The organism is Micromonospora sp. NPDC048871, assembly GCF_043198155.1.
In the GTDB taxonomy this organism is placed as follows: Bacteria; Actinomycetota; Actinomycetes; order Mycobacteriales; family Micromonosporaceae; genus Micromonospora.
Genome location: NZ_JBICUM010000007.1, coordinates 304,377 through 325,204 on the forward strand (window position 1 = coordinate 304,377; position 20,828 = coordinate 325,204).

At 72.1% G+C, this 20,828-nt stretch carries 16 protein-coding genes; 7 read left to right on the forward strand and 9 right to left on the reverse strand.

The window, feature by feature from the left end; genetic code table 11:
- Window positions 1-12 precede the first annotated feature (12 nt).
- Genes ACGFIK_RS18645 through ACGFIK_RS18660 form a run of 4 tightly spaced genes read right to left on the reverse strand, consistent with a single transcriptional unit; the run spans window position 13 to window position 3,338 of the window.
- Window positions 13-633 (reverse strand): TlpA family protein disulfide reductase, encoded by a 621-nt coding sequence (locus tag ACGFIK_RS18645; protein ID WP_393340351.1) that lies wholly within the window; start codon window positions 631-633, stop codon window positions 13-15.
- Window positions 630-1,439 (reverse strand): endonuclease III, encoded by an 810-nt coding sequence (nth, locus tag ACGFIK_RS18650; protein WP_327027376.1) that lies wholly within the window; start codon window positions 1,437-1,439, stop codon window positions 630-632. Before nth ends, ACGFIK_RS18645 begins: the two co-directional genes overlap by 4 nt.
- Window positions 1,440-1,467: 28 nt before the next feature.
- Window positions 1,468-2,616 carry a CapA family protein gene (locus tag ACGFIK_RS18655; protein ID WP_327023742.1) on the reverse strand — a complete coding sequence of 383 codons (1,149 nt, stop codon included), beginning with the start codon at window positions 2,614-2,616 and terminating at the stop codon, window positions 1,468-1,470.
- 59 nt (window positions 2,617-2,675) lie between these two features.
- The gene (locus tag ACGFIK_RS18660; RefSeq protein ID WP_327023741.1) at window positions 2,676-3,338 is read right to left on the reverse strand and encodes an adenosylcobinamide amidohydrolase; all 663 of its coding nucleotides are present in this window, start codon (window positions 3,336-3,338) and stop codon (window positions 2,676-2,678) included.
- 212 nt (window positions 3,339-3,550) lie between these two features.
- Between ACGFIK_RS18660 and ACGFIK_RS18665 the strand changes: the two genes are divergently transcribed.
- The 6 genes from ACGFIK_RS18665 to ACGFIK_RS18690 all read left to right on the forward strand — a co-directional run bounded on the left by ACGFIK_RS18665 (window position 3,551) and on the right by ACGFIK_RS18690 (window position 11,713).
- A complete protein-coding gene (locus ACGFIK_RS18665) occupies window positions 3,551-4,228 on the forward strand; it encodes a Crp/Fnr family transcriptional regulator (RefSeq protein WP_013736306.1) in 678 nt (225 codons plus the stop codon).
- Window positions 4,229-4,405: 177 nt separating this feature from the next.
- The gene (locus tag ACGFIK_RS18670) at window positions 4,406-5,041 is read left to right on the forward strand and encodes a TetR/AcrR family transcriptional regulator (RefSeq protein ID WP_327023740.1); all 636 of its coding nucleotides are present in this window, start codon (window positions 4,406-4,408) and stop codon (window positions 5,039-5,041) included.
- Window positions 5,042-5,114: 73 nt separating this feature from the next.
- Entirely contained in the window at window positions 5,115-6,833 is a 1,719-nt protein-coding gene (locus ACGFIK_RS18675; RefSeq protein ID WP_393340355.1) for an acyclic terpene utilization AtuA family protein, read from the forward strand.
- Complete coding sequence (locus ACGFIK_RS18680) at window positions 6,830-8,431, forward strand: carboxyl transferase domain-containing protein (protein WP_327023738.1); 1,602 nt, start codon at window positions 6,830-6,832, stop codon at window positions 8,429-8,431. Before ACGFIK_RS18675 ends, ACGFIK_RS18680 begins: the two co-directional genes overlap by 4 nt.
- A gap of 70 nt (window positions 8,432-8,501) precedes the next feature.
- Window positions 8,502-10,550 carry a biotin carboxylase N-terminal domain-containing protein gene (locus ACGFIK_RS18685; protein WP_327023737.1) on the forward strand — a complete coding sequence of 683 codons (2,049 nt, stop codon included), beginning with the start codon at window positions 8,502-8,504 and terminating at the stop codon, window positions 10,548-10,550.
- The gene (locus ACGFIK_RS18690) at window positions 10,550-11,713 is read left to right on the forward strand and encodes an acyl-CoA dehydrogenase (RefSeq protein ID WP_327027375.1); all 1,164 of its coding nucleotides are present in this window, start codon (window positions 10,550-10,552) and stop codon (window positions 11,711-11,713) included. The genes ACGFIK_RS18685 and ACGFIK_RS18690 overlap by 1 nt, the downstream gene beginning before the upstream one ends.
- A 71-nt stretch (window positions 11,714-11,784) precedes the next feature.
- Here ACGFIK_RS18690 and ACGFIK_RS18695 read toward each other — a convergent pair whose 3' ends face one another.
- The gene (locus tag ACGFIK_RS18695) at window positions 11,785-13,563 is read right to left on the reverse strand and encodes an alpha/beta hydrolase (RefSeq protein ID WP_327023736.1); all 1,779 of its coding nucleotides are present in this window, start codon (window positions 13,561-13,563) and stop codon (window positions 11,785-11,787) included.
- A 235-nt stretch (window positions 13,564-13,798) separates the two neighbouring features.
- Between ACGFIK_RS18695 and ACGFIK_RS18700 the strand changes: the two genes are divergently transcribed.
- Window positions 13,799-14,125, forward strand: coding sequence for a hypothetical protein (locus ACGFIK_RS18700; protein ID WP_327023735.1), 327 nt, complete (start codon window positions 13,799-13,801; stop codon window positions 14,123-14,125).
- 14 nt (window positions 14,126-14,139) lie between these two features.
- Here ACGFIK_RS18700 and ACGFIK_RS18705 read toward each other — a convergent pair whose 3' ends face one another.
- The 4 genes from ACGFIK_RS18705 to ACGFIK_RS18720 form a co-directional block, all read right to left on the reverse strand.
- Window positions 14,140-15,618 carry a serine/threonine-protein kinase gene (locus ACGFIK_RS18705; RefSeq protein WP_327023734.1) on the reverse strand — a complete coding sequence of 493 codons (1,479 nt, stop codon included), beginning with the start codon at window positions 15,616-15,618 and terminating at the stop codon, window positions 14,140-14,142.
- A 31-nt stretch (window positions 15,619-15,649) separates the two neighbouring features.
- Complete coding sequence (locus tag ACGFIK_RS18710; protein ID WP_327023733.1) at window positions 15,650-16,126, reverse strand: hypothetical protein; 477 nt, start codon at window positions 16,124-16,126, stop codon at window positions 15,650-15,652.
- Window positions 16,127-16,293: 167 nt separating this feature from the next.
- On the reverse strand, window positions 16,294-19,848 hold the full coding sequence (locus ACGFIK_RS18715) for an adenylate/guanylate cyclase domain-containing protein (RefSeq protein WP_327023732.1): 3,555 nt from the start codon (window positions 19,846-19,848) through the stop codon (window positions 16,294-16,296).
- The gene (locus ACGFIK_RS18720) at window positions 19,845-20,687 is read right to left on the reverse strand and encodes an MBL fold metallo-hydrolase (RefSeq protein ID WP_327023731.1); all 843 of its coding nucleotides are present in this window, start codon (window positions 20,685-20,687) and stop codon (window positions 19,845-19,847) included. Before ACGFIK_RS18720 ends, ACGFIK_RS18715 begins: the two co-directional genes overlap by 4 nt.
- Window positions 20,688-20,828: the final 141 nt, after the last annotated feature.

The window sequence follows — 20,828 nt, forward strand, 5'->3', positions numbered from 1 at the left end:
CGTCACCTCCGATCACGCTCCGACCGTGATGTCGAGGTGCTGCTGGACGAGCGTGGTGAGGCTGGCGTCGTCCAGGGCACCCGAGGTGTCGATGTGCCGGATCTGCCCGTCGGCGGCCAGGAACACCGTCACCGGGAAGGCGTTTCGGCGCAGCGCCCGCTGCATCGCCTGCCCCTGGTCGACGAGCATCGGGAACCGTACGCCGAAGTCCTCGCCGATGCCCTGGGCGGCGGTGCGGCTGTCCTGGGTGTTCACCCCGATCACCTGGAGCTGCCCTTCGGCGCGTTCGCTGAGCCGTTGGAAGGCCGGCAGTTCCTTGCGGCAGGGCGGGCACCAGGAGGCCCAGATGTTGATCACGGCTGGGCCGCGTACCTCCCGCAGGGCCACCGGGGCGCCCCCGGTGAAGCAGGTCAGGGAGAGTTCGGGTAGCCGACTGCCGCCGGTCTCGCCGACCGCCGGGTCACCGGTCGCACCGTTCGGCGGGCTGGTCAGGGCGGCGCAGTCGGCGAACGGGGAGGGTCGGCCGGCGGCCTGATCCGGTCGACTGGGCGCGGGTGCCTCGGTGTCGGCCGTGCAGGCCGTGGTGGCGACCAACAGCAGCGGCAGGGCTAGCAGGGCGAGTCGGCGGATCACGGGGCCTCCGCCTGGACGGCCTGCACCGGCACCAGTTGCGGATCGATCCCGGCGGCGACCGCCAGGTCACGGGCCCGGGGCCCCTTGAGCAGCTTCGCCGCAGCGGCCGGCTCGGTCGGCCCGGTGCCGTACGACGGGCAGAGCTTCGCCAGGGTGCAGGCCCCGCAGGCCGGCTTGCGGGCGTGGCAGACCCGCCGGCCGTGGAAGATGATCCGGTGCGACAGCATGGTCCAGTCGCGCTTCGGGAACATCGCCCCGATCGCGTGCTCGATCTTGACCGGGTCGGTCTCCGAGGTGAGCCCCCAGCGCTGCACCAGCCGCTGGAAGTGGGTGTCGACCGTGATGCCGGGCACCCCGAAGGCGTTGCCGAGGATGACGTTGGCGGTCTTGCGGCCGATCCCGGGCAGGGTCACCAGGTCGACCAACCGGCCGGGCACCTGACCCTCGTGGCGCTGCACCAGGGCCTGACCGAGCTGGATCAGGGAGTTGGTCTTGTTGCGGTAGAACCCGGTGGGCCGGATCAGCTCTTCCATCTCGGCCCGGTCCGCCCCGGCGTAGTCGGCCGCGCTCGGGTAGCGGGCAAAAAGCTTCGGGGTGACCTCGTTGACCTTCTTGTCCGTGCACTGGGCCGACAGGATGGTGGCGACGGCCAACTCCAGCGGGTTGCCGTGGTTGAGCTCACAGTGCGCGTCGGGGTGGGTCTCGGTCAGCACCCGGCCGATCCGCCGGGCCCGCCGGGTACGTCCGAGGTCGGTCTCGGTGGCACTTCTGGTCACGACGGCCAGCCTACGTCGCCCCGACGACAGTGCCACGGACACGCGTACGCCGAGCGGCTCAGTCCTCCTCGGGCGGGCTGATCTTGCCGGAGTCGGTGAACCGGGCGCCGGTCTCCGGGAAGTCGAGCTTGGTGAGTTCCTTCAGCAGTCCCAGCCCTCGGTCGTCGGGGTCCACCACCGGCTTGCGCACCCCGTCCATGTACGTCGACACGAAGGAGCCACCCGCCCAGGTGCCGTCCTCCTCCAGCGACACCTTCAGCACCCCGCCCCAGCCGAGCCGCCCGTTGTTGCTGAGCGAGTTGCCCCCACCGGCGAAGTTGCCCAGGCTGTACGCGATCAGCCGGCCCTTGTAGAACTCCATGCCCCGCAGCACGTGCGGACCGTGCCCGACCACCAGGTCAGCCCCGGAATCGATCATGGCTCGGGAGAACTTGATCGGGTCACCCCGGTTCTCGCCGAGGAACATCTCCGTGCCCGGCCGTACCCGGGTCATCTCCGCGCCCTCGGCGCCCATGTGCACCTGCACCACCACGATGTCGGCCATGGTGGCGGCCTTGGCGATCACCTTCTTGGCGGCCGGGATGTCGGTCAGGCTGTTCGACCAGCGGTACGAGGAGAACCCCGCCACGGCCACCTTGACGCCCTTGACCTCCACCACGGTGATCTGGTCGGGGGCGCCGGTGTGCTCCAGGCCGTGCTCCTCCAGGGCCTTCTGGGTGTTCTCGTACCCCTTCTCCCCGAAGTCGTAGCCGTGGTTGTTCGCCTGGTTGAGCAGGTCGAACCCGGCGTCGGCCAGGTGTGCGGCGTACTCCGGCGGGGCCCGGAACTGGAAGCAGCGGGTCGAGTTCTCCCCGCACTTGCCGGCCCCCGTGTCCACCGTCAACGGCTCTTCCAGGTTGCCCATCACCAGATCGGCGGAGAGGGCCTTCTTCACCGAGTCGAAGAAGCCCTTGCCGTCGTTGGGCGGCATCCGGTTGGGGGCCATCGCCATCACGATGTCGCCGGTGGCCGACAGCGAGATCTTCTTGACCTTCGGCGTCGGCGACTCGACCGGGGCCCCGGTGTCACCGCCGCCCGCGCCGGGCTGCCAGAGCGGCCTTTCGCCGGGTTGGGCACATCCGGCGAGCAGGAGGGCGGCTAGCAGCGCACCGAGCACGGCCACGGCGGGACGACGCGGTCGGGACGCAGGGGAGGCGGGAGCATACATCGCGGGCGACACTACCGCGCGGTTAAGCCGCATGACGACGGCCGATCGGTCGGGGAGTTTCAGACCCGAAGCCGATCCGACCACGGCACCACTGTGCCGGTCCCGACCGCCAGTACGGCGGCGTGCACCGCCCGGGCCAGCGGGGCTCCCCAGTCCGAGCGGGGGCCACCGTACGCGCTGACCGGTCCGGTGGGTGGACACAGCACGGTTACCGCGTCGGTGGGGGTGCCGGTGCCGGGCAGTCCCAGGTCGGCGATCGCCTGCGCCTTGGCCTCGGTGGCCGTGGCCACCGCGTTGACCAGGGCGGCGTCACCCAGCCGGGCGGGTACCCAGGCCACGATGTTGACCGTGCCGACCCGCTGAGCCACCGCCGGTGCCGCAGGCGCCGCGGCGGGAATCGGGGTGCCCAGGCCCACGGTGGCCCACACCCGCACCCCGGTGTCCGTACGGGTCAGCACCTCCCCGACGTCGACACCGGTCAGCAGCCCCACCCCGGGCCCGTCCAGGCCGAGCCGGCGGGCCATGTCGACCAGGTGGGCGGCCGGGTCCTCCCGGTCGTACGACATCGGCACGGTCGCGTTCAGCACCCACCGCCGTACCCCGATGCCCCCGCCCAGGGGGGCGCTGCTGACCGCCCGCAGGGGTCGCCTAGCCCGCCACACGAGTAGCGGGATGTCCCGTCCGTCCTCGCGGCGGCTGGTCAGCACAGGGTCGCTCAACACGCCGTGACCCTACGACCTGCGGCATCACCCGCTCGGGTGGGCCGGGCGATGGTGGCGGGCTCCGGCAGCGGGCGGGTACGCCCAACGATCAAGATTCCAGGGGTGGACCTCTGATTCCTGCTCACGTGCGCCTAGACTGGTCGGCGCGCGAGGGGATCAGCGGACGGCAGTCCCGGCCGAGCAGACGGCACGCGCAACCGGAGGTGTGCGCGATGGACGAGGTACTGGCCCGCAGCGGGATCTTCCAGGGCGTTGACCCGGAGGCTGCCGAGGCGCTCGCCAAGGAGATGGAGACCATCGAGGTCCGCAAGGGCGAGGTCGTCTTCAACGAGGGCGAGCCCGGCGACAGTCTCTACATCCTGCTGTCCGGCAAGATCAAAGTTGGCCGCCGCGCGGCGGACGGCCGGCAGAACCTGATCGCGGTCATGGGCCCCTCGGACATGGTGGGCGAGTTGTCCCTGTTCGACCCGGGTCCGCGTACGGCCACCGCCACCGCGGTCACGGACAGCCGGCTGGCCCGACTGCGCAAGCAGGCCCTGCGCCCCTGGCTGAACAACCGGCCGGAGATCGCCGAGCAGTTGCTGCGGGTACTCGCCCGTCGACTGCGCCGGACCAACGACGCCCTGGCCGACCTGATCTTCACCGACGTGCCCGGCCGGGTCGCCAAGAACCTGCTCCAGATGGCCGGCCGCTTCGGCACCCGCGACGGCGGCGTGCTGCGGGTGACCCACGACCTGACTCAGGAGGAGATCGCCCAGCTCGTCGGCGCCTCCCGAGAGACCGTCAACAAGGCCCTGGCCGACTTCGCCTCGCGCGGCTGGCTCCGCCTGGACGGCAAGAGCATCATCATCCTCGACCCGGAGCGCCTGGCCCGCCGCGCCCGCGTCTGACCCCGTCTGCTCACCCCACCCGCTCGGCCCACCACCTGGGCCGGGCGGGTGGCGTGTCTCAGCCGTCCCAGCTACCTCGGGTTACCTCAGGCGGCCGAACCGCTGCACCCCGCAGCCCCGCAGGAGCCATAAAAAGTCAGGCTTGACTGTTTGTTTCTGGCGGGGCAGGCTGTGCGCGTGTCCACCGCATCGACCCGGGTCCCTCAGCAGGAACGCAGTCGCGCCACTCAGGCCCGACTGCTGGAGGCGACCCTCGACTGCCTGGTGGAGCACGGCTGGTCCGGCACCACCACCACGGTCGTGGCCCATCGGGCGGGGGTTTCCCGGGGTGCCCAGCTGCACCACTACCCGACCAAGGCGACCCTGGTCACCGCCGCCGTCGGGCACCTCAGCGAGCGGCGGGCGGCGGAGTTGCGCGTCGAGGCCGAGGCCCTGCCGGCCGGCCCGGATCGGCTGGATCGAGTCGTCGACCTGCTGGCCGCCGCCTTCACCGGGCCGCTGTTCGTCGCCGCCCTGGAACTCTGGGTGGCCGCCCGCACCGACGCCGAACTACGTGCCGCGCTGCTGCCGCTGGAGGCCAGGGTGGGCCGGGAGATGTACCGGCTGACCGTCGAGCTGCTCGGGGTGGACGAACGGCGGCCGGGCGTACGCGAGGCGGTGCAGGCGACCCTCGACCTGCTGCGTGGGCTGGGCGTGGCCAACCTGCTCAGCGACGACTCGGCCCGGCGGACCGCCCTGCTGCACGCCTGGAAACACCAGCTCGCCGCCCTGCTCACCCCCGCAGCCGACCCGCCGGGGAGCGCGCGGCACTGACGATCCCGCCCGGAGGCATCATGCTCGACCTGCCCGTACCCCTCACCGCACCGGCTGGCACCGGGCGGCTCGCATGAGTCGGACCTTCGGCACGGGTACGGTGCTGCGGGTCGGTAACGCCTCCGGCTTCTACGGCGACCGTTTCTCGGCCTGGCGGGAGATGCTCGACGGCGGCGAGTTGGACGTGTTGACCGGGGACTACCTGGCCGAGTTGACCATGCTCATCCTGGGTCGGGACCGGATGCGCGATCCCGACCTCGGGTACGCGAAGACCTTTCTGCGGCAACTGGAGGGCACCCTCGGCACCGCGTTGGACCGGGGCGTACGAATAGTCACCAACGCCGGTGGGCTGAACCCGGCGGGGCTGGCCGCCGCCGTCCGGTCCCTCGCCGAACGGCTCGGGCTCGAGGTGCGGGTCGGGTACGTCGAGGGCGACGCCCTAGCCAGGCCGGACGCCCTGACCGCCAACGCCTACCTGGGGGCCTTCGGCATCGCCGCCTGCCTTGAGGGTGGGGCCGACATCGTGGTGACCGGCCGGGTCACCGACGCCTCGCTGGCCGTCGGCCCGGCCATCGCCCACTTCGGCTGGGGACGCGACGACCTGGACGCGCTGGCCGGGGCGACCGTCGCCGGGCACCTGATCGAGTGCGGGGCCCAGGTGACCGGCGGCAACTTCAGCTTCTTCACCGAACTGCCCGACGGTGGGCACCGGCCGGGCTTCCCGATCGCCGAGCTGCATCCGGACGGCTCGGCCGTGCTGACCAAGCATCCGGGCACCGGCGGGGCGGTCACCGTCGAGACGGTCACCGCCCAACTGTTGTACGAGGTGGGCGGGCCGGATTACCTGGGGCCGGACGTGGTGACCCGGTTGGACACGGTGACCCTGGATCAGCAAGGGCCGGACCGGGTCCGGGTCTGCGGGGTCCGGGGTACGCCCCCACCGGAGACCCTCAAGGTCGGCATCAACAATCTGGGCGGCTTCCGCAACTCGATGACCTTCGTACTCTGCGGGCTGGACATCCCGGCCAAGGCCGCCCTGGTGCAGGCGCAGTTGACCGAGTCGGTAGGCCCGGAGGGGCTGGAGTTCACCCTGGCCCGTACGGATCATCCGGATGCGGTGGAGACCGAGACGGCGAGCGCCCTGCTGCACGTACACCTGCGGGACGGGGACAAGTCGCGGGCCGGGCGGGCCTTCTCGGCGGCGGCGGTGGAGCTGGCGCTCGCCTCCTACCCGGGTTGCACCTTGACCACGCTGCCCGGGGACGCCACCCCGTACGGGGTCTTCACCACGGACGCCGTGCCGCAGGGCGACGTCGCGCATGTCGCCGTACTGCCCGACGGCAGCCGCGTGCCGATCCCGCCGCCCCCGGTGACCTGTTTGGAAGGGCCCCCTGTACAACACCAGGCGTTAATAAGGGGCCCTTCCTTTCACTCGACCCGGCGGGGGGCGCTGGGCGAGGTGGTGGGGGCGCGGTCGGGCGACAAGGGTGGCGACGCGAACCTCGGGGTGTGGGCGCGTACGGACGCGACCTGGGCCTGGCTGCGCGGCTGGCTCAGCGTCGAGCGGTTGGCCGAGTTGCTGCCGGAGACCGCCGGGCTGACGGTGCAGCGGTACGAACTGCCCAACCTGCGGGCGGTCAACTTCGTCATCGAGGGGCTGCTGGGTGCCGGGGTGGCCGCCTCCACCCGGTTCGACCCGCAGGCCAAGGCGCTCGGCGAACTGCTGCGTGCCCGGCTGGTCGACCTGCCGACGGAGCTGACCGCCGGACCGGCATCGGAGGGAGCACCGTGAGCACACTGGACACCGCCGTCGATCCCACCTCGGCGGCGTTCCGCGCCAACCGGGAGGCGTTGCTGGAACGCATCGCCGAACTGGACGACACCGTGCGGCAGGCGCGGGCCGGTGGCGGCGAGAAGTACGTGACCCGGCACCACGGGCGCGGCAAGCTGCTCCCCCGGGAGCGCATCGAGCTGCTGCTGGATCAGGACAGCCCGTTCCTGGAGCTGTCACCGGTCGCCGGATACGGCACGGATTTCCCGGTCGGGGCCAGCGTGGTGACCGGCATCGGGGTGATCGAGGGCGTCGAGTGCCTGGTGCTCGCCAACGACCCGACCGTACGCGGCGGGGCGGTGAACCCCTGGTCGCTGGCGAAGACCCGGCGGGCCGGTGAGATCGCCCTGGCCAACCGGCTGCCCATGGTGAACCTGGTCGAGTCGGCCGGGGCGGATCTGCCCACCCAGGCGGAGATCTTCATTCCGGGTGGCCGGGTGTTCCGTGACCTGACCCGGCTCTCGGCCGAGAAGATCCCCACGGTCAGCGTGGTTTTCGGCAACGCCACCGCGGGCGGGGCCTACGTGCCCGGGATGTCGGACTACACGATCATGATCCGGGACCGGTCCCAGGTCTACCTGGCCGGACCGCCGCTGGTGAAGATGGCCACCGGTGAGGACGCCGACGACGAGTCCCTCGGTGGGGCGGTCATGCACGCCACGACGAGCGGCCTGGCCGACTTCCTCGCCGCCGACGAGCGGGACGGCATCCGGCTGGCCCGGCAGTGCGTACGCCGGTTGAACTGGCGCAAGCTGGGTTCGGCCCCCCGCAACCCACACCCGCAACCCCCGAAGTACGACCCGGAGGAGTTGCTCGGCGTCGTCAGCGCCGACCTCCGGGTGCCCTTCGATCCCCGCGAGGTGCTCGCCCGGGTGCTCGACGGCAGCGAGTTCGACGAGTTCAAGCCGGCCTACGGCACCGCCCTGGTCACCGGTTGGGGCGAGCTGCACGGGTACCCGGTCGGGGTGCTCGCCAACGCCCGTGGGGTGCTGTTCAGCGCCGAGGCGCAGAAGGCCGCCCAGTTCATCCAGCTGGCCAACGCCACCGACACCCCGTTGATCTTCTTGCAGAACACCACCGGGTACATGGTCGGCACCTCCTACGAGCAGGGCGGCATCATCAAGCACGGCGCCCTGATGATCAATGCGGTGTCGAACTCGAAGGTGCCGCACCTGACGGTCAACCTGGGTGCCTCGTACGGGGCCGGCAACTACGGCATGTGCGGTCGGGCGTACGAGCCGAGGTTCCTGTTCACCTGGCCGAACGCGAAGTCGGCCGTGATGGGCCCGGCGCAGTTGGCCGGGGTGCTGTCCATCGTGGCCCGGCAGGCCGCCGCCGCCCGGGGCCGGGAGTTCGACGCCGACTCCGACGCGGCGATGCGGATGATGGTCGAGCAGCAGATCGAGTCGCAGTCCGGGGCGCTGTTCCTCTCCGGTCGGCTCTACGACGACGGGGTGATCGATCCTCGGGACACCCGTACCGTCCTAGGGCTCTGCCTGTCGGCCATCCACAACGGACCGGTGAAGGGCGCCGACGGCTTCGGCGTCTTCCGAATGTGAGGCAGATGCCCGTGAGCGCGAGGAATGCAGCGAAGCGGAGTCCCGCAGTCGCGAACGAAAGGTTGGCCCCGTGATCAGTCGGCTGCTCGTCGCCAACCGGGGGGAGATCGCCCGCCGGATCTTCGCCACCTGCCGGGCGCTGGGCATCGAGACGGTGGCGGTGCACTCCGACGCGGACGCCGAGGCGCCTTTCGTCGCCGAGGCCGACCAGGCCGTACGCCTGCCCGGTCACACCCCCGCCGAGACGTACCTGCGGATCGACCTGATCCTCGACGCGGCCCGGCGCTGTGGGGCGGACGCCGTCCACCCCGGCTACGGCTTCCTGGCCGAGAACGCCGACTTCGCCACGGCGGTGGCCGACGCCGGCCTGACCTGGGTGGGCCCGCCCGCCAAGGCGATCGCCGCGATGGGCGACAAGCTGGCTGCCAAGACCCTGCTGGCCGAGGCCGGGGTACCGATGCTGCCCAGCTGGAGCGAGGCGGACCAGGTGACCGACTTCCCGGTGCTGGTCAAGGCCGCCGCCGGGGGCGGCGGGCGCGGCATGCGGATCGTCCGCGACCCGGCCGGGCTTCCCGAGGCCGTCGCGAGTGCGCGCCGCGAGGCGGCCTCGGCCTTCGGCGACGGCACGGTCTTCATCGAGCGGTACGTCGAACGGGGTCGGCACGTCGAGGTGCAGATCGTCGGGGACCGGCACGGTACGGTGCTGGCCCTCGGCGAGCGGGACTGCTCGATCCAGCGCCGGCACCAGAAGATCGTCGAGGAGGCACCGGCCCTGCTCGACGCGGAGTTGCGGGACCGCCTGCATCAGGCGGCGGTGGCCGCCGGCCAGGCGGTCGACTACGTCGGGGCGGGCACGGTGGAGTTCCTGCTCAGCGAGGCGGGCGAGTTCTTCTTCCTGGAGATGAACACCCGACTCCAGGTGGAACACCCGGTCACCGAGGCGGTCACCGGGCTGGACCTGGTCCGGCTGCAACTGCTGGTCGCCGAGGGTGAGCCCCTGCCCCTGTCGGCTACCCCGCCGGTGCGGGGCCACGCCATCGAGGTACGCCTCTGCGCCGAGGACCCCGCCCAGGGGTACCGCCCGGCCACCGGCACCCTGCACCGGTTCACCGTGCCCGGGGTGGCCGCCGAGTTCACCCCGCACCAGGGGCTGCGGCTGGACTCCGGGGTGATCGACGGTTCGGCGGTCGGCGTGCACTACGACTCGATGCTCGCCAAGCTGATCGCCTGGGCACCCACCCGCGTCGAGGCGGCCCGCGCCCTGGCCGGTGCCCTGGCCCGGGCCGAACTGCACGGCGTCACCACCAACCGGGACCTGCTGGTCCGGGTACTGCGCAGCCCGGAGTTCGCCGCCGCGCAGGTCGACACGGGTTTCCTGGACCGGCACCCGGAGGTCCTGGCCCCGCTGCTGCCTCCCGCTGAGCTTCCCCTGGTGGCCCTGGCCGCCGCGCTGGCCTCGGCCGCCGCCCGCCGCGCCGCCGCCCCGGTGCTGGCCGGGCTGCCGTCCGGCTGGCGCAACGTGCCCGCCGTCGGGCAGGTCACCCGGTTCACCGGCGGCGACGGTGGCGAGATCGAGGTCCGCTACCGGTTGGACCGTGCGGGTCGACTGGCCCACTGGTCGACCTCTGCCGACTCGACCGCCGCTTCCCCCAACCACGCCGGCTCGACCCCAGCCACGCCGAACGAGTCCGGCGAGGCCCGTGCGGAGACGGGCGAGGCGGTCACCCTGATCGAGGCCAGCCCGGAGCGGGTCGTGCTGGAGGTGGCCGGGGTGCGGCGGGGGTACCGCGTACACCGGACCGGGTCCGAGGTTTTCGTGGACGGCCCGGACGGCTCGGCGCGGCTGGTCGAGTCGCCGCGGTTCCCGCTGCCCGGCGCGGCGCTGGCCGCCGGGTCGCTGCTGGCCCCGCTGCCCGGCGCGGTGACCCGGGTGCACGTCGAGGTCGGTCAGCAGGTCGCCGCCGGTGACCTGCTGCTGACCCTGGAAGCGATGAAGCTGGAACACCCCGTTTTCGCCCCGACCGACGGCGTGGTCACCGAGCTGCCGGTGTCCCCCGGCGGGCAGGTCGACACGGGTGCCGTGCTGGCCGTGGTCAACCCGCTCGAGGAGGCATCGTGATGAACTTCGACCTCAGCCCGGAACAGGACCAGCTACGCGAGGCGGTACGCGCGCTGGGCCGCCGGTACGGTCACCGCTACTTCGTGGAGAAGGCCAAGGCCGGTGAGCACACCACCGAGCTGTGGCACGAGGCGGGTCGGCTCGGCTACCTGGGGGTCAACATCCCCGAGGAGTACGGCGGGGGTGGCGGCGGCATCACCGAACTGGCCATCGTCTGCGAGGAGTTGGCCGCAGCCGGCTGCCCGTTGCTGCTGCTGGTGGTCTCCCCCGCGATCGCCGCCACGGTGATCCACCGACACGGCACCGAGGAGCAGCGCAAACGCCACCTGCCCGGGTTGGCCGACGGCTCCCAGAAGATCGTCTTCGCGATCACCGAGCCGGAGGCGGGGTCGAACTTCCACCGCCTGGCCACGGTGGCCCGCCGCGACGGTGACGACTGGCTGCTGTCCGGACGCAAGTGCTACATCTCCGGGGTCGACGAGGCGCAGCACGTACTGGTGGTGGCCCGCACCGAGGACGCCACGACCGGCAAGCTCAAGCCCGCGTTGTTCCTGGTGCCCACCGATGCCCCCGGAATGACCCGTTCCAAGCTCGACATGGAGATCGTGTCCCCGGAGAACCAGTTCCTGCTCTACCTGGACGAGGTCCGGCTGCCCGCCGACGCCCTGGTCGGTGAGTCCCTGGACGCCGGTCTGCCGGCGCTGTTCTCCGGGCTTAACCCGGAGCGGATCACGGTGGCCGCGATGGGTGCCGGCACCGGCCGGTACGCCATCGAACGGGCCACGGAGTACACCGCCACCCGGACGGTCTGGGGCGGCCGGACCATCGGCACCCACCAGGGGGTCTCCCACCCCCTGGCCCACGCCTCCGTGCAGGTGGAGTTGGCCCGGCTGATGATCCAGAAGGCGGCGGCGCTCTACGACGCCGGCCGGGATCTGGAGGCGGGGGTGGCCGGCAACATGGCCAAGTACGCCTCCAGCGAGGCGGCGGCGCTGGCCGTCGACACCGCCGTCCAGGCCCTAGGCGGGGCCGGCATGACCACGGAGTACGGGGTGGCCACCCTGCTGGGGGCGGTACGCGCCAGCCGGATCGCTCCGGTCAGCCGCGAGATGATCCTCAACTTCGTCGCCCAACACCTCCTCGGCCAGGACAAGTCCTACTGAGACCGGGAAGAAGGGCCGGGGTACGGCGGGCGACCCGAACGCCGGCCGTACCCCGGTGAATCGAACGTAACTCAGTGGCCGCTCAGTGTCGCTACCGGCAGCGGCGCCACTACCGGGGGTAGTTGCTTCGGGGCGCCGCGAAGCGGCGCGCTCCGCGCGGCCATGTCGCTGCCGGACACCTGGGCCCGGGTGGTCGCGGCGAACTCCGGCACCTCCTGGAAGGGCTGGATGTCACCCTTGCAGACCGTGCCCTTCCTGGGCAGGGTCACCTGCAGCAGGTACGCGTCCATGGCATCGGTCACGCAGGCCGAGGTCCCGTACGCGGTGTGTCCCCAACTGTCGCTGGACAGCAGCCGGCTGTTCGGCAGCAGCTTCGAGGTGGACACCGCCCCGTTGTAGTTGGTGGAGGGGTCCCAGTAGTTGCCGACCACCAGCACCGGGTTGGCGGTCCGTCGGTTGAAGGGGCCGGTGAACCGGTCCTCGTCGCGGACGGTCCAACTGCCTCGGGCGCAGGGCGCGCTGGCCCAGGTCCAGAGCCGACCGAAGTAGGGGTCCCGCTTGTCGGCCCGAGCCGCCCGGGCCGGCCAGGAGGCGAGCGCCTTCGGGTGGTTGGCGTCGGCGCAGTCGACGCCGAGGAAGGCCTCCAGCATGTTGTCGTACGGAATGTCGTCGATGTTGGCCTTGGCCAGCCGCTGGGCCAGGGCGGCCCGCGCCTGCTCCCGGTCCGCCTCGGATGCCGTCGGGTCGGTCAACCGAAGCACCTCTGCGGTCAACCACACGATGTCGCCGTCGTTCCAGGGGTAGTACATCAACCTGAGGACGGACCCGATGAAGCTGGTGTAGGTGAAGGTTCGCGGGCCCAGGTACGGGACCTCGATCACCACCGGCCCGGCCTTGAGCCGTTGCATCGCCAACTCGAACTTGGCCATCGGGTCGCCGGGGGCCAGCGGGCAGACCTCGGCGCCGACACTCTCGCACCGCTTCATAATCTCGCTGAGCGCCTTGTACGCGCCCTGGGCGCTGCGCATCCGCGACTCCTGGTCCAGGTCGCCGTACTTCCCGCCGCCGACCCAGGCGGTCGCGTCCAGCACCCCGTCGATCGCCACGGCCCGGACCCGGTCGGGGAACATGTTCGCGTAGTACTGCCCGAGGATGCTGCCGTAGCTGTATCCCAGGTAGGTCAGCTTCTGGTCACCGAGGGCCCGGCGCAGCACGTCCATGTCCCGGGCCACCTGAGCGGTGGACATCGCGCCGCTGATCGGCCTGCCCGTGGTGGAACAGGCCTTACCGACGGCGGCCGAGGAGGCAACGTACGCCTTCTCCTCCGCCCTGGTGTACGGGAAGGCCACGTTCAACCCCTCGTACGCCCGGGTCTGTTCCGCTACCGACCTGAAGCACCTGATCGGGTTGCTGGCACCCACCCCGCGCGGGTCCATCCCGATGATGTCGAACCGCTCCAGCAGCACGTCACTGAGGAAGTACGGCGAAGCCAGGACGGTGTCGCTGGCCGGAACCCCGGGGCCACCCGGGTTGATGAACAGGCTGCCGATCTTGCGCTGCTGGTCTCGTGCCTTGACCCGCACGACCGCCACCTCGACGGTGGGGCCCTTCGGGTCGTCGTAGTCCAGTGGCAGGTCGACCGTGGCGCACTCGGCGCCCTCGTCGCACTCCGCCCAGTTCATCTTGGGAGTGGGTACCCGGTCGACGCGCAGGCTCTCCGTGATGCTGGTGCGGTGCGAGACGGTCGCACCACCGATGGCGGTCGGGGCGGCAGCGGCGGGTGCCACCGCCATCCCGGCAAGCAGTACGCCGGCTGTAGCTGCCGCGGCCAGGGTCCGGACTGGTGACATATGGATGCCTTCCGGTGGGTGGGGGACGTCGAGTCGAGGCTCGACCATCGACCACTCTAGATACTCAGGACTCGTCACATCTCCGGACAGAGGGGGATCATTCATGGCATCCACCCTGAGGAATGTAACAACCTGTTCATCAATGAGGCTGTCTTCACCAGTTGGCAGCCGAGGATTTTCCCAATGATGGGAAGCCCGTGGTTGACAGCGCGGCGATCCCCGACATTCTGGACGGGTGAAGCGCATCTCCGACGCCCGCACCGTCGCGGTGGCCGCCGCCGTCGCGGCCCTCTGGTTGCTGGTGTCACTCATCGCCGGAGGCCGGCAGGATCTGCTCGGCGTGGCGATGGCCCTGCTCTGCGTCCTGCTGGCCACCATCTCCGGGGTGGCCGTGACCGCGGCCCGCCAACAGGAGGCCACCGCTGCCCCCGATCCCCCGCAGCCGCTCGGGCCGGCCGACCCCGCGCCTCCCGGGGTGGACGCCGACACCCTGGAGACCCTGGGTGACCGCGACGCGGTCCGGGCCATGCGAGCCCGCTACCGCCGCGACGACGGCCAGTGAGCAGTGTCTACCCCTCAACCACCCGTGAGGGTGGGTGAGGCCAGCCCGTTGAGCCCACGTCCGGCCAGGCAGCGGTACATGCGGCCGGCCTCCCCTTCGGCCGGCGGCAGCACCTCCAGGTTCCAGCCGATGGGCTGACGGCCCCCGGTGACCAGCCGGAAGGTCTCCTCGTTGCAGACCCGCTGGACAGCCGGATCAGCCACGATCTCGTCATGACCGGCGTCCAGCAGCGCCGCCGGCAACTCCCCCAGGGCGTAGCTCTCCCAGGTGTGCCGGGTGTCGCACGGCACCCGACTGGCCTGGGCCCGTTGACCACGCACCTGCACCGGCCCGAAGCACTCCAACTCCTCCGCGCACCGGACACCGCTGGGCAGGGTCTCCGGCATTGTCGCGCAACCCGGGCGGAGGACACCGGTAGCCGAGGGGCGAGGGGGCAGGGTGGCCTGTGTCGACGGCATGCCACCGGCAGCCCAGGCACCGACCCCGGCCGAGGCGGCCAACGCGGCCACCCCCGCCACCCCGAAGAACCAGCGACGCCGACGCCGCCGCTGAGTCGAACCGGCGGAGGCCCCCTCGACCGGCTGGCCCTCCCGGGCCGTGGGGTACGCGAGGTCGTAGCGGCCACCCCCGTACCCGAACGAACCGCCCTGGGTGTACCCGCCGGGCATCCCCAGGGAGAGGTTGGTCAGCAGGTCGCGCAGCTCCGCGGCGGACGGCCGTTCCCCGGGATCGTTGGCCATTCCCGCGCGGAGCACCTCCATCAGGTCCTCCGGCACCCCGGGCAGGCTGGGAATCGGCTGGTGGAACATCTCCAGCACGGTCACCAGGCTCGGGTTGCGCTCGGACTGCCACCGGGGCGGACGCCCGTGCATGACCGCGTAGAGGGTGGCGCAGAGCGCGTACACGTCCACGGCCGGGGACGGCGGGCTGTGGTTGAACATCTCCGGCGGCGCGTACGCCGGGGTGAGCACCTCCAGGGCGACCGAGGCGTCCCGCATCTCGGCGACCACCGCCAGCCCGAAGTCGGCCAGCACGGCGGTGTTGAAGTGCGAGTACAGGATGTTGGCCGGCTTCACGTCGCGGTGCAGCACCCCGGCGCCGTGCGAGTGGGCGATCGCGTCGGCGATCTTGACACCGAGGTCGCGGGCCTCCACGGCATCCAACCGGGAGGTGCGCATCCGTTCGGCGTACGACCCGTCACACAACTCCATGATCAGGTACGGGTGCTGGTCGATGGTCACACCGACGTCGAACAGGTCCACCACGTGCGGGTGTGAGGACATCCGGCCGGCGGCCCGCGCCTCGCGCAGGAACCGCGCCTGGTCCCGCTCGCTGACCAGGGTGCGGTTCTCCACCTTGACCGCCACCTCGCGACCCACCGAGATCTGGGTGGCTCGGTAAACTGTCGCGTACCCGCCCCGGGCGAACACCTGCAAATCAGTCAGACCAGGCACAATGGGCGTCGGCAGGGAGCCGGGCTGCGTGTCGGTCACGGTATCGAAAATACCCAACTGCTACAGCGGCTCAATGAACCGCATCGGCGGACGGTTCCACCCTCGACGTTTCCGCACCGCCGCGCCCAGCCGAATCCGCAGCTCCGCCGCCTCGCCGGGCGTCCCACCACAGACCGGCGGCGGTGGCCAACGCCCCCACGCCCTCCCAGGCCGCCACCCCGAAGAACCGGCCCGGGGCCACGTCGGCCAGCACCGCGAGGGTGAACACCGTGAAGGTGACCAGACGGAAGACCACCGTGAAGCGGTAGAAGGCCCGCCACTCGGTGGCGGTGGCCAGCAGGTAGTAGACCCCCATGTTGAACGAGGCCATCGAGGAGGCCGTCACGAAGACCCCGGTGTAGTCGCCGGCCATCCGGGTCTCGGGTATCTCGAAACCGAGCATCCCCAGCAGCGCCTCCGGCCAGAGCAGCCCGACGGCCCCCATCACCAGCGCCAACACACCGAACACCGCGATCGTCCAGCCGGCAACCGAGCGCGGCAGCCTCATCTCATGCCCTCCCCTGTCGGCGTGACCGTCCACATCGACGGCCGCGTGCACCATGCACGCTATCGGCCGACTCCGACGGACAACATCACCGAAACCGACAGAACTGCATCTGCCGTACCAACTCGCCGCAGCATCGACGGAGTTCGTCGTACGTCCGGGGAGGAGTTTCAGCGCAGGCGGCCGAGCAACTCCTCGGCGGCGGCCCGCTCACTGCGCTGCTCGGTGGCGTACGCCAGGTGGACCGCCTCCTCGGCGCGGGTCCTCGCCTCGGCCCGGTGACCGCAGGCGGCCAACGTCTCGGCGAGCACGCTGAGCCCGATCACCTGGCTGCGCACGTCCTCCGCCGGCATCTGCACCGCCCGCCGGGCCCAGTCCAACGCCTGCTCGGGCTGTCCATGGGCGAGCAGGGCGCAGGCGTACCGGGCCATCGACTGGCGTCGGGAGAACAGCAACGAGGGGGTACCGGCCGCCGCGGTGGCCACCGGCGCCAGCAACCCGACCGCGGTGGCGGAGTCCCCGGCCGCCAGTCGGGCGGTCGCCAACAGCACCCGGGGCGCCACCTGCGCGGGGGCCTGCGGATTGTGCGGCTCGACGCTGGTCAGCACGGCACGGGCGTCCCGTTCGGCGGCGGCGCCGTCGCCGGAGTCCAACGCCACGAAACCCCGCAGGGTGCCGGCCATCCCGGTGAGCAGCGGATGACCCGTACGGCGGGCGTAGGACAGGGCGTCGGTCAACAGGTCGGCGGCATGCTCCGGTTCCCCCAGCCCTCGGGCGATCACCCCGCGTACCACCAGTGCGAAGCCCTGCCCCCAGTCGTCCGAGACGGCGGCGAACTCCCGGTACGCCCGCCTGGCCTCCTGATCGGCGTCGGCCAGCTCGCCGAGTTCGGCCTTGGCGTACGCGTCGACCGCCCGCAGGGTGCCCACCGCCCAGGCCTCGCCGACCCGCTCACCGAACGGCAGGAAGACCCGGGCCAGCCGGTGCGCCTCCCGCAGCCGACCGGCCAGCAGCCGGGCGAAGGCCGTGGTGCCCCGCAGCCACGCCCGGCCGTAGGGGTCCTTGAGTTCGGCGAAGAGTCGCGCCGCCCGACCGAGGACGGCGTCCGTACCCGCGAAGTCCCCCCGGGTGGTGGTCACCCAGGCCAGGTTCTGCAGGGACCAGGCCTGCCCCCGGCGGTCCTGGGCGGCCAGACTGACCTGGTACGAGGCGGCCAACCGGCTGCTGGCCTGACCCAGCCGGCCGGAGATGAAGTCCGCCATGCCCAGTCGCCGCATCGCCGAGGCCCGCAGGGCGGGCAGGTCGGCCTCCGTGGCCACCTGCAGCGCCTCCCGCCACCAGGTCTCCGCCCGACGCAGGTCACCCATCACCTGCTGGGCCTGCCCGGCCAGCAGCAGCGCGCCTACCCGGGTGGCCGCCTGGTCCCCGGCGTTGGCCGCGATCTTCTCGGCGTAGGCCAGGGCGTCGGCGGCCCTACCGACCTGGAACAGGGCCCGGGCGTGCACCACCCGGTCCGCACCCGGCACCTCGCCACGGGCCAGTTCGGCCGCGCGCTCGGCGTACTCGACCGCCAGGGCCGGCTCACCCTCCTGCAAGGATCGGCGGGCGGCCCGGCCCAGCGCCGCCACCCCAAGGGGCAGGACCGCCCGGGCCGGGGCGTCCGGGCGCAGGGTCACCGCGTCGGCCAGGGCGGTGGCCCGTTCCACATGGGCGGCCACGAAGTCGTCCCGGGCCGCGTCGGCGAAGCCACCCGGGCCGCCGGTCGCCCCCTCCCGGGGTGCCGCCCACCGGGCCAGGGCGGCGTGCCGTTCGGCCAGTTCCGCCTTGCTGACCCCGGAGTACGCCGCCTCCCGCATCAGGGGGGTGGCGAAGGCGAACCCGGTCCGGGTGCGGTGCAGCATGCGGCGTTGCAGCAGCTCCTCCACCGCTCGTTCCAACTCCACCGCGACCACCGCCGCCGGCCGACCGTCCCGGCCCGCGCGTTGTTCCCGCAACACCTCCAGGGCCCCGTCGGGCACGGTGTCACCGACCACGGCCGCGTCCCGCAGCACGGCCCGGGCCTGTGGCGGCAGGGCGTCGATCCGCGCCGCCAGCACGGCCGCCAGGTCCCGGGAGAGCAGTCGACTGCCCAGCGAGCGGGGTGCCAACCGCCAGGTGTTGCCCGCCCCGGCGGTCAAGGCCCCCCGTTCCATCAGCAGGGTCACCAGTTCGGCCAGGTAGAAGGGGTTGCCCTGGGCGGTGGCGAGCAGTCGGTCGGTGTCGGCCTGGGGCAGCCGCCCACCGCCCAGATAGCTGGTGAGCAGCCGGGCCGCGTCGGCGCCCCGCAGCGGCGGCAGAGCGTGCACCTCGGCGTCGGCCACCCGGGTCAGGGTGCCGGCGGTGCGTACCAGTTCGGGTCGGCCCAGCAGCAGCACCAGGACCGGGCCGCTGAGCCGGGACAGGGTGACCTCCAGCGCCTGGATGGTCTCGCTGGTGGCGTCGTGCAGATCGTCCACCACGACCATCAGCGGCGCCTCCGCGGCGAGCGCGCTGAGCAGGTCCGCCACCGCGTTCGGCACCGCGTCCGCGTCCGGCGGCGGGGCGCCGCTCCAGTCGACCTGGTCGGTGCCGGCAGGCAGTTCGGCGTACCCGAGCAGGGCCAACAACTGGTCGACGGCGACCGGGGTGGGCTCGGGGCGGGACCGGCTGAGGCGCTGTCCCAGCCGACGCAGCCGCTCCTCCACGGCCGCCCGGGTGACCGCGGTGGCGGTGTCGTTGGGCAGGCCGGCAGCGGCGCGTACCAGGTCGGCCAGGGGGGCCAGCCGGCGACGTTCACCGAAGGCGGCACAGCGTACGGACAGCACCCGGGCCCCGGTGTGGGTGGCGTACCGCCCGGCGCCCACCTCGTAGCCGGCGGCTAGGCGCTCCACCTCGGCGGCGAACCGGGACTTGCCGATGCCGGCCTCGGCGGTCATCAGCAGCACCCGGGGCTCACCCCGGTCGATCACCTCGGCCAGTCGCCCGGCCACCCGGCCGATCTCGGTCTCCCGGCCGACATAGGGTGCCTCGTCGCCGAGGCCCGACCGGGTCCCCGGGGCGTCCAGCAGGCCGAGCAGCTCGTACGCCTCGACCGGCTCGCGCTTGCCCTTGAGCCGCAACGGCCGCAGCGCCCGCCAACTGGCCACATGTCGGGTGGCCGCGGCGGTGCGGGCCCCCGCGTAGACCGCGCCGACGGCGGCGGCGTCGGCCAGCCGGGCGGCCGTGTTCACGGTGTCCCCGATGACGGTGTACTCGATGGCGGCCTGGATGCCGGCGATCACGTCTCCGGTGTTCAACCCGACCCGCAGCCCCAGCGGCGCGCCGCCACCCCGCTCGTCGTCCAGCACCCGGCGCACCGCCCGCTGCATGGACAGGGCGGCGCGCACGGCCCGCTCGGCGTCGTCCTCATGGGCCACCGGGGCACCGAAGACCGCCATGATCCCGTCGCCGGTCAGCTTGTCGACATGCCCGCCGAAGGTCTTCACCGCCCCGGCCAGGGAGGCCAGCACCCGGTCGGTGACCGCGCCCACCCGCTCCGGGTCCAGATCCTCCGACCAGGAGGTGAAGTCGGACAGGTCGCCGAAGAGCACGGTCACCACCCGGCGTTCGGCGGCCGGCAGGGTCGCGGCAGCAGGCAGGGCGGCACCACAGTTGTGGCAGAACCGGGCCCCGGGTACGGCGACGGTTCCACAGACCGGGCAGGTCACGGTGTTTCCAACCCCGGGGTCTCAGTGCCGGATTCCCGGCCGAGATATTCCAGTTGGGCGCGGACGGACCACTCCGCCGCCCACCACAGCGACCGGTCCACGTCGGCGTAGACCTTCGCGACCACCTCCGCCGCGGTCTGTGCGCCCTCGTCCAGGGCCAGCCGGACCTGGTCCAGCCGGGCACGTCGGTGGGCCAGGTAGAAGTCGGCGGCGGCACCGCAGTCGGCCAGCGCCGGGCCGTGTCCCGGCAGGGCCGGGATCCCCCGGTACCCCGAGAGCAGTTCCAGACTGGCCAGGTAGTCGCCGAGGTGACCGTCCGGGTGGGCGACCACGGTGGTGCCCCGACCCAGGATGGTGTCGCCGGTCAGCACCACCTGTCGACCCTCCTGCTCGACCAGCAGGCAGATCGAGTCGGCGGTGTGCCCGGGGGTGGGCACCAGCCGGATGGACAGCCCGCATCCCTCGCCGCCCAGTTCGGTGCCGTCCGGCCCGTCGCCGGTCAGGGGCGGGGCGTCGATGCTGTGCGCCGGGTCGACCGCACGCACCGGCACCCCACCGAGCAGTTCGTGCAGCCGCGGGGAGCCCTCGGTGTGGTCGGAATGCCCGTGGGTGATCAGGACCAGACCGATCGGCCCCTCGGCGGCGATCGCCGCCAGGTGCCCCTCGTCGGCCGGCCCCGGATCGACGAGGACCCCGTACGCCGCACCGGGCGCCCGCAGCAGCCAGGTGTTGGTGCCCTCCAGCGTCATCACGCCCGGATTGGGTGCCCGCAGCAGCGTCGCCCACTCCGGAAGTTCGCTGGCGAGGGCGGTCACCGCCCCCGTCACATGCCCTCCCATGGCTGCGATCGTACGACCCCCACCCCCTGCCCCCGCGATCTTGCACTTTCGGTCGCCGGTTCGACCTGATTAGCGCCCTTCGTCCCGACCAAAACTGCAAGATCGCGGGGATGAGGGGGTGGGGGTGAGGGTGAGGGAGGG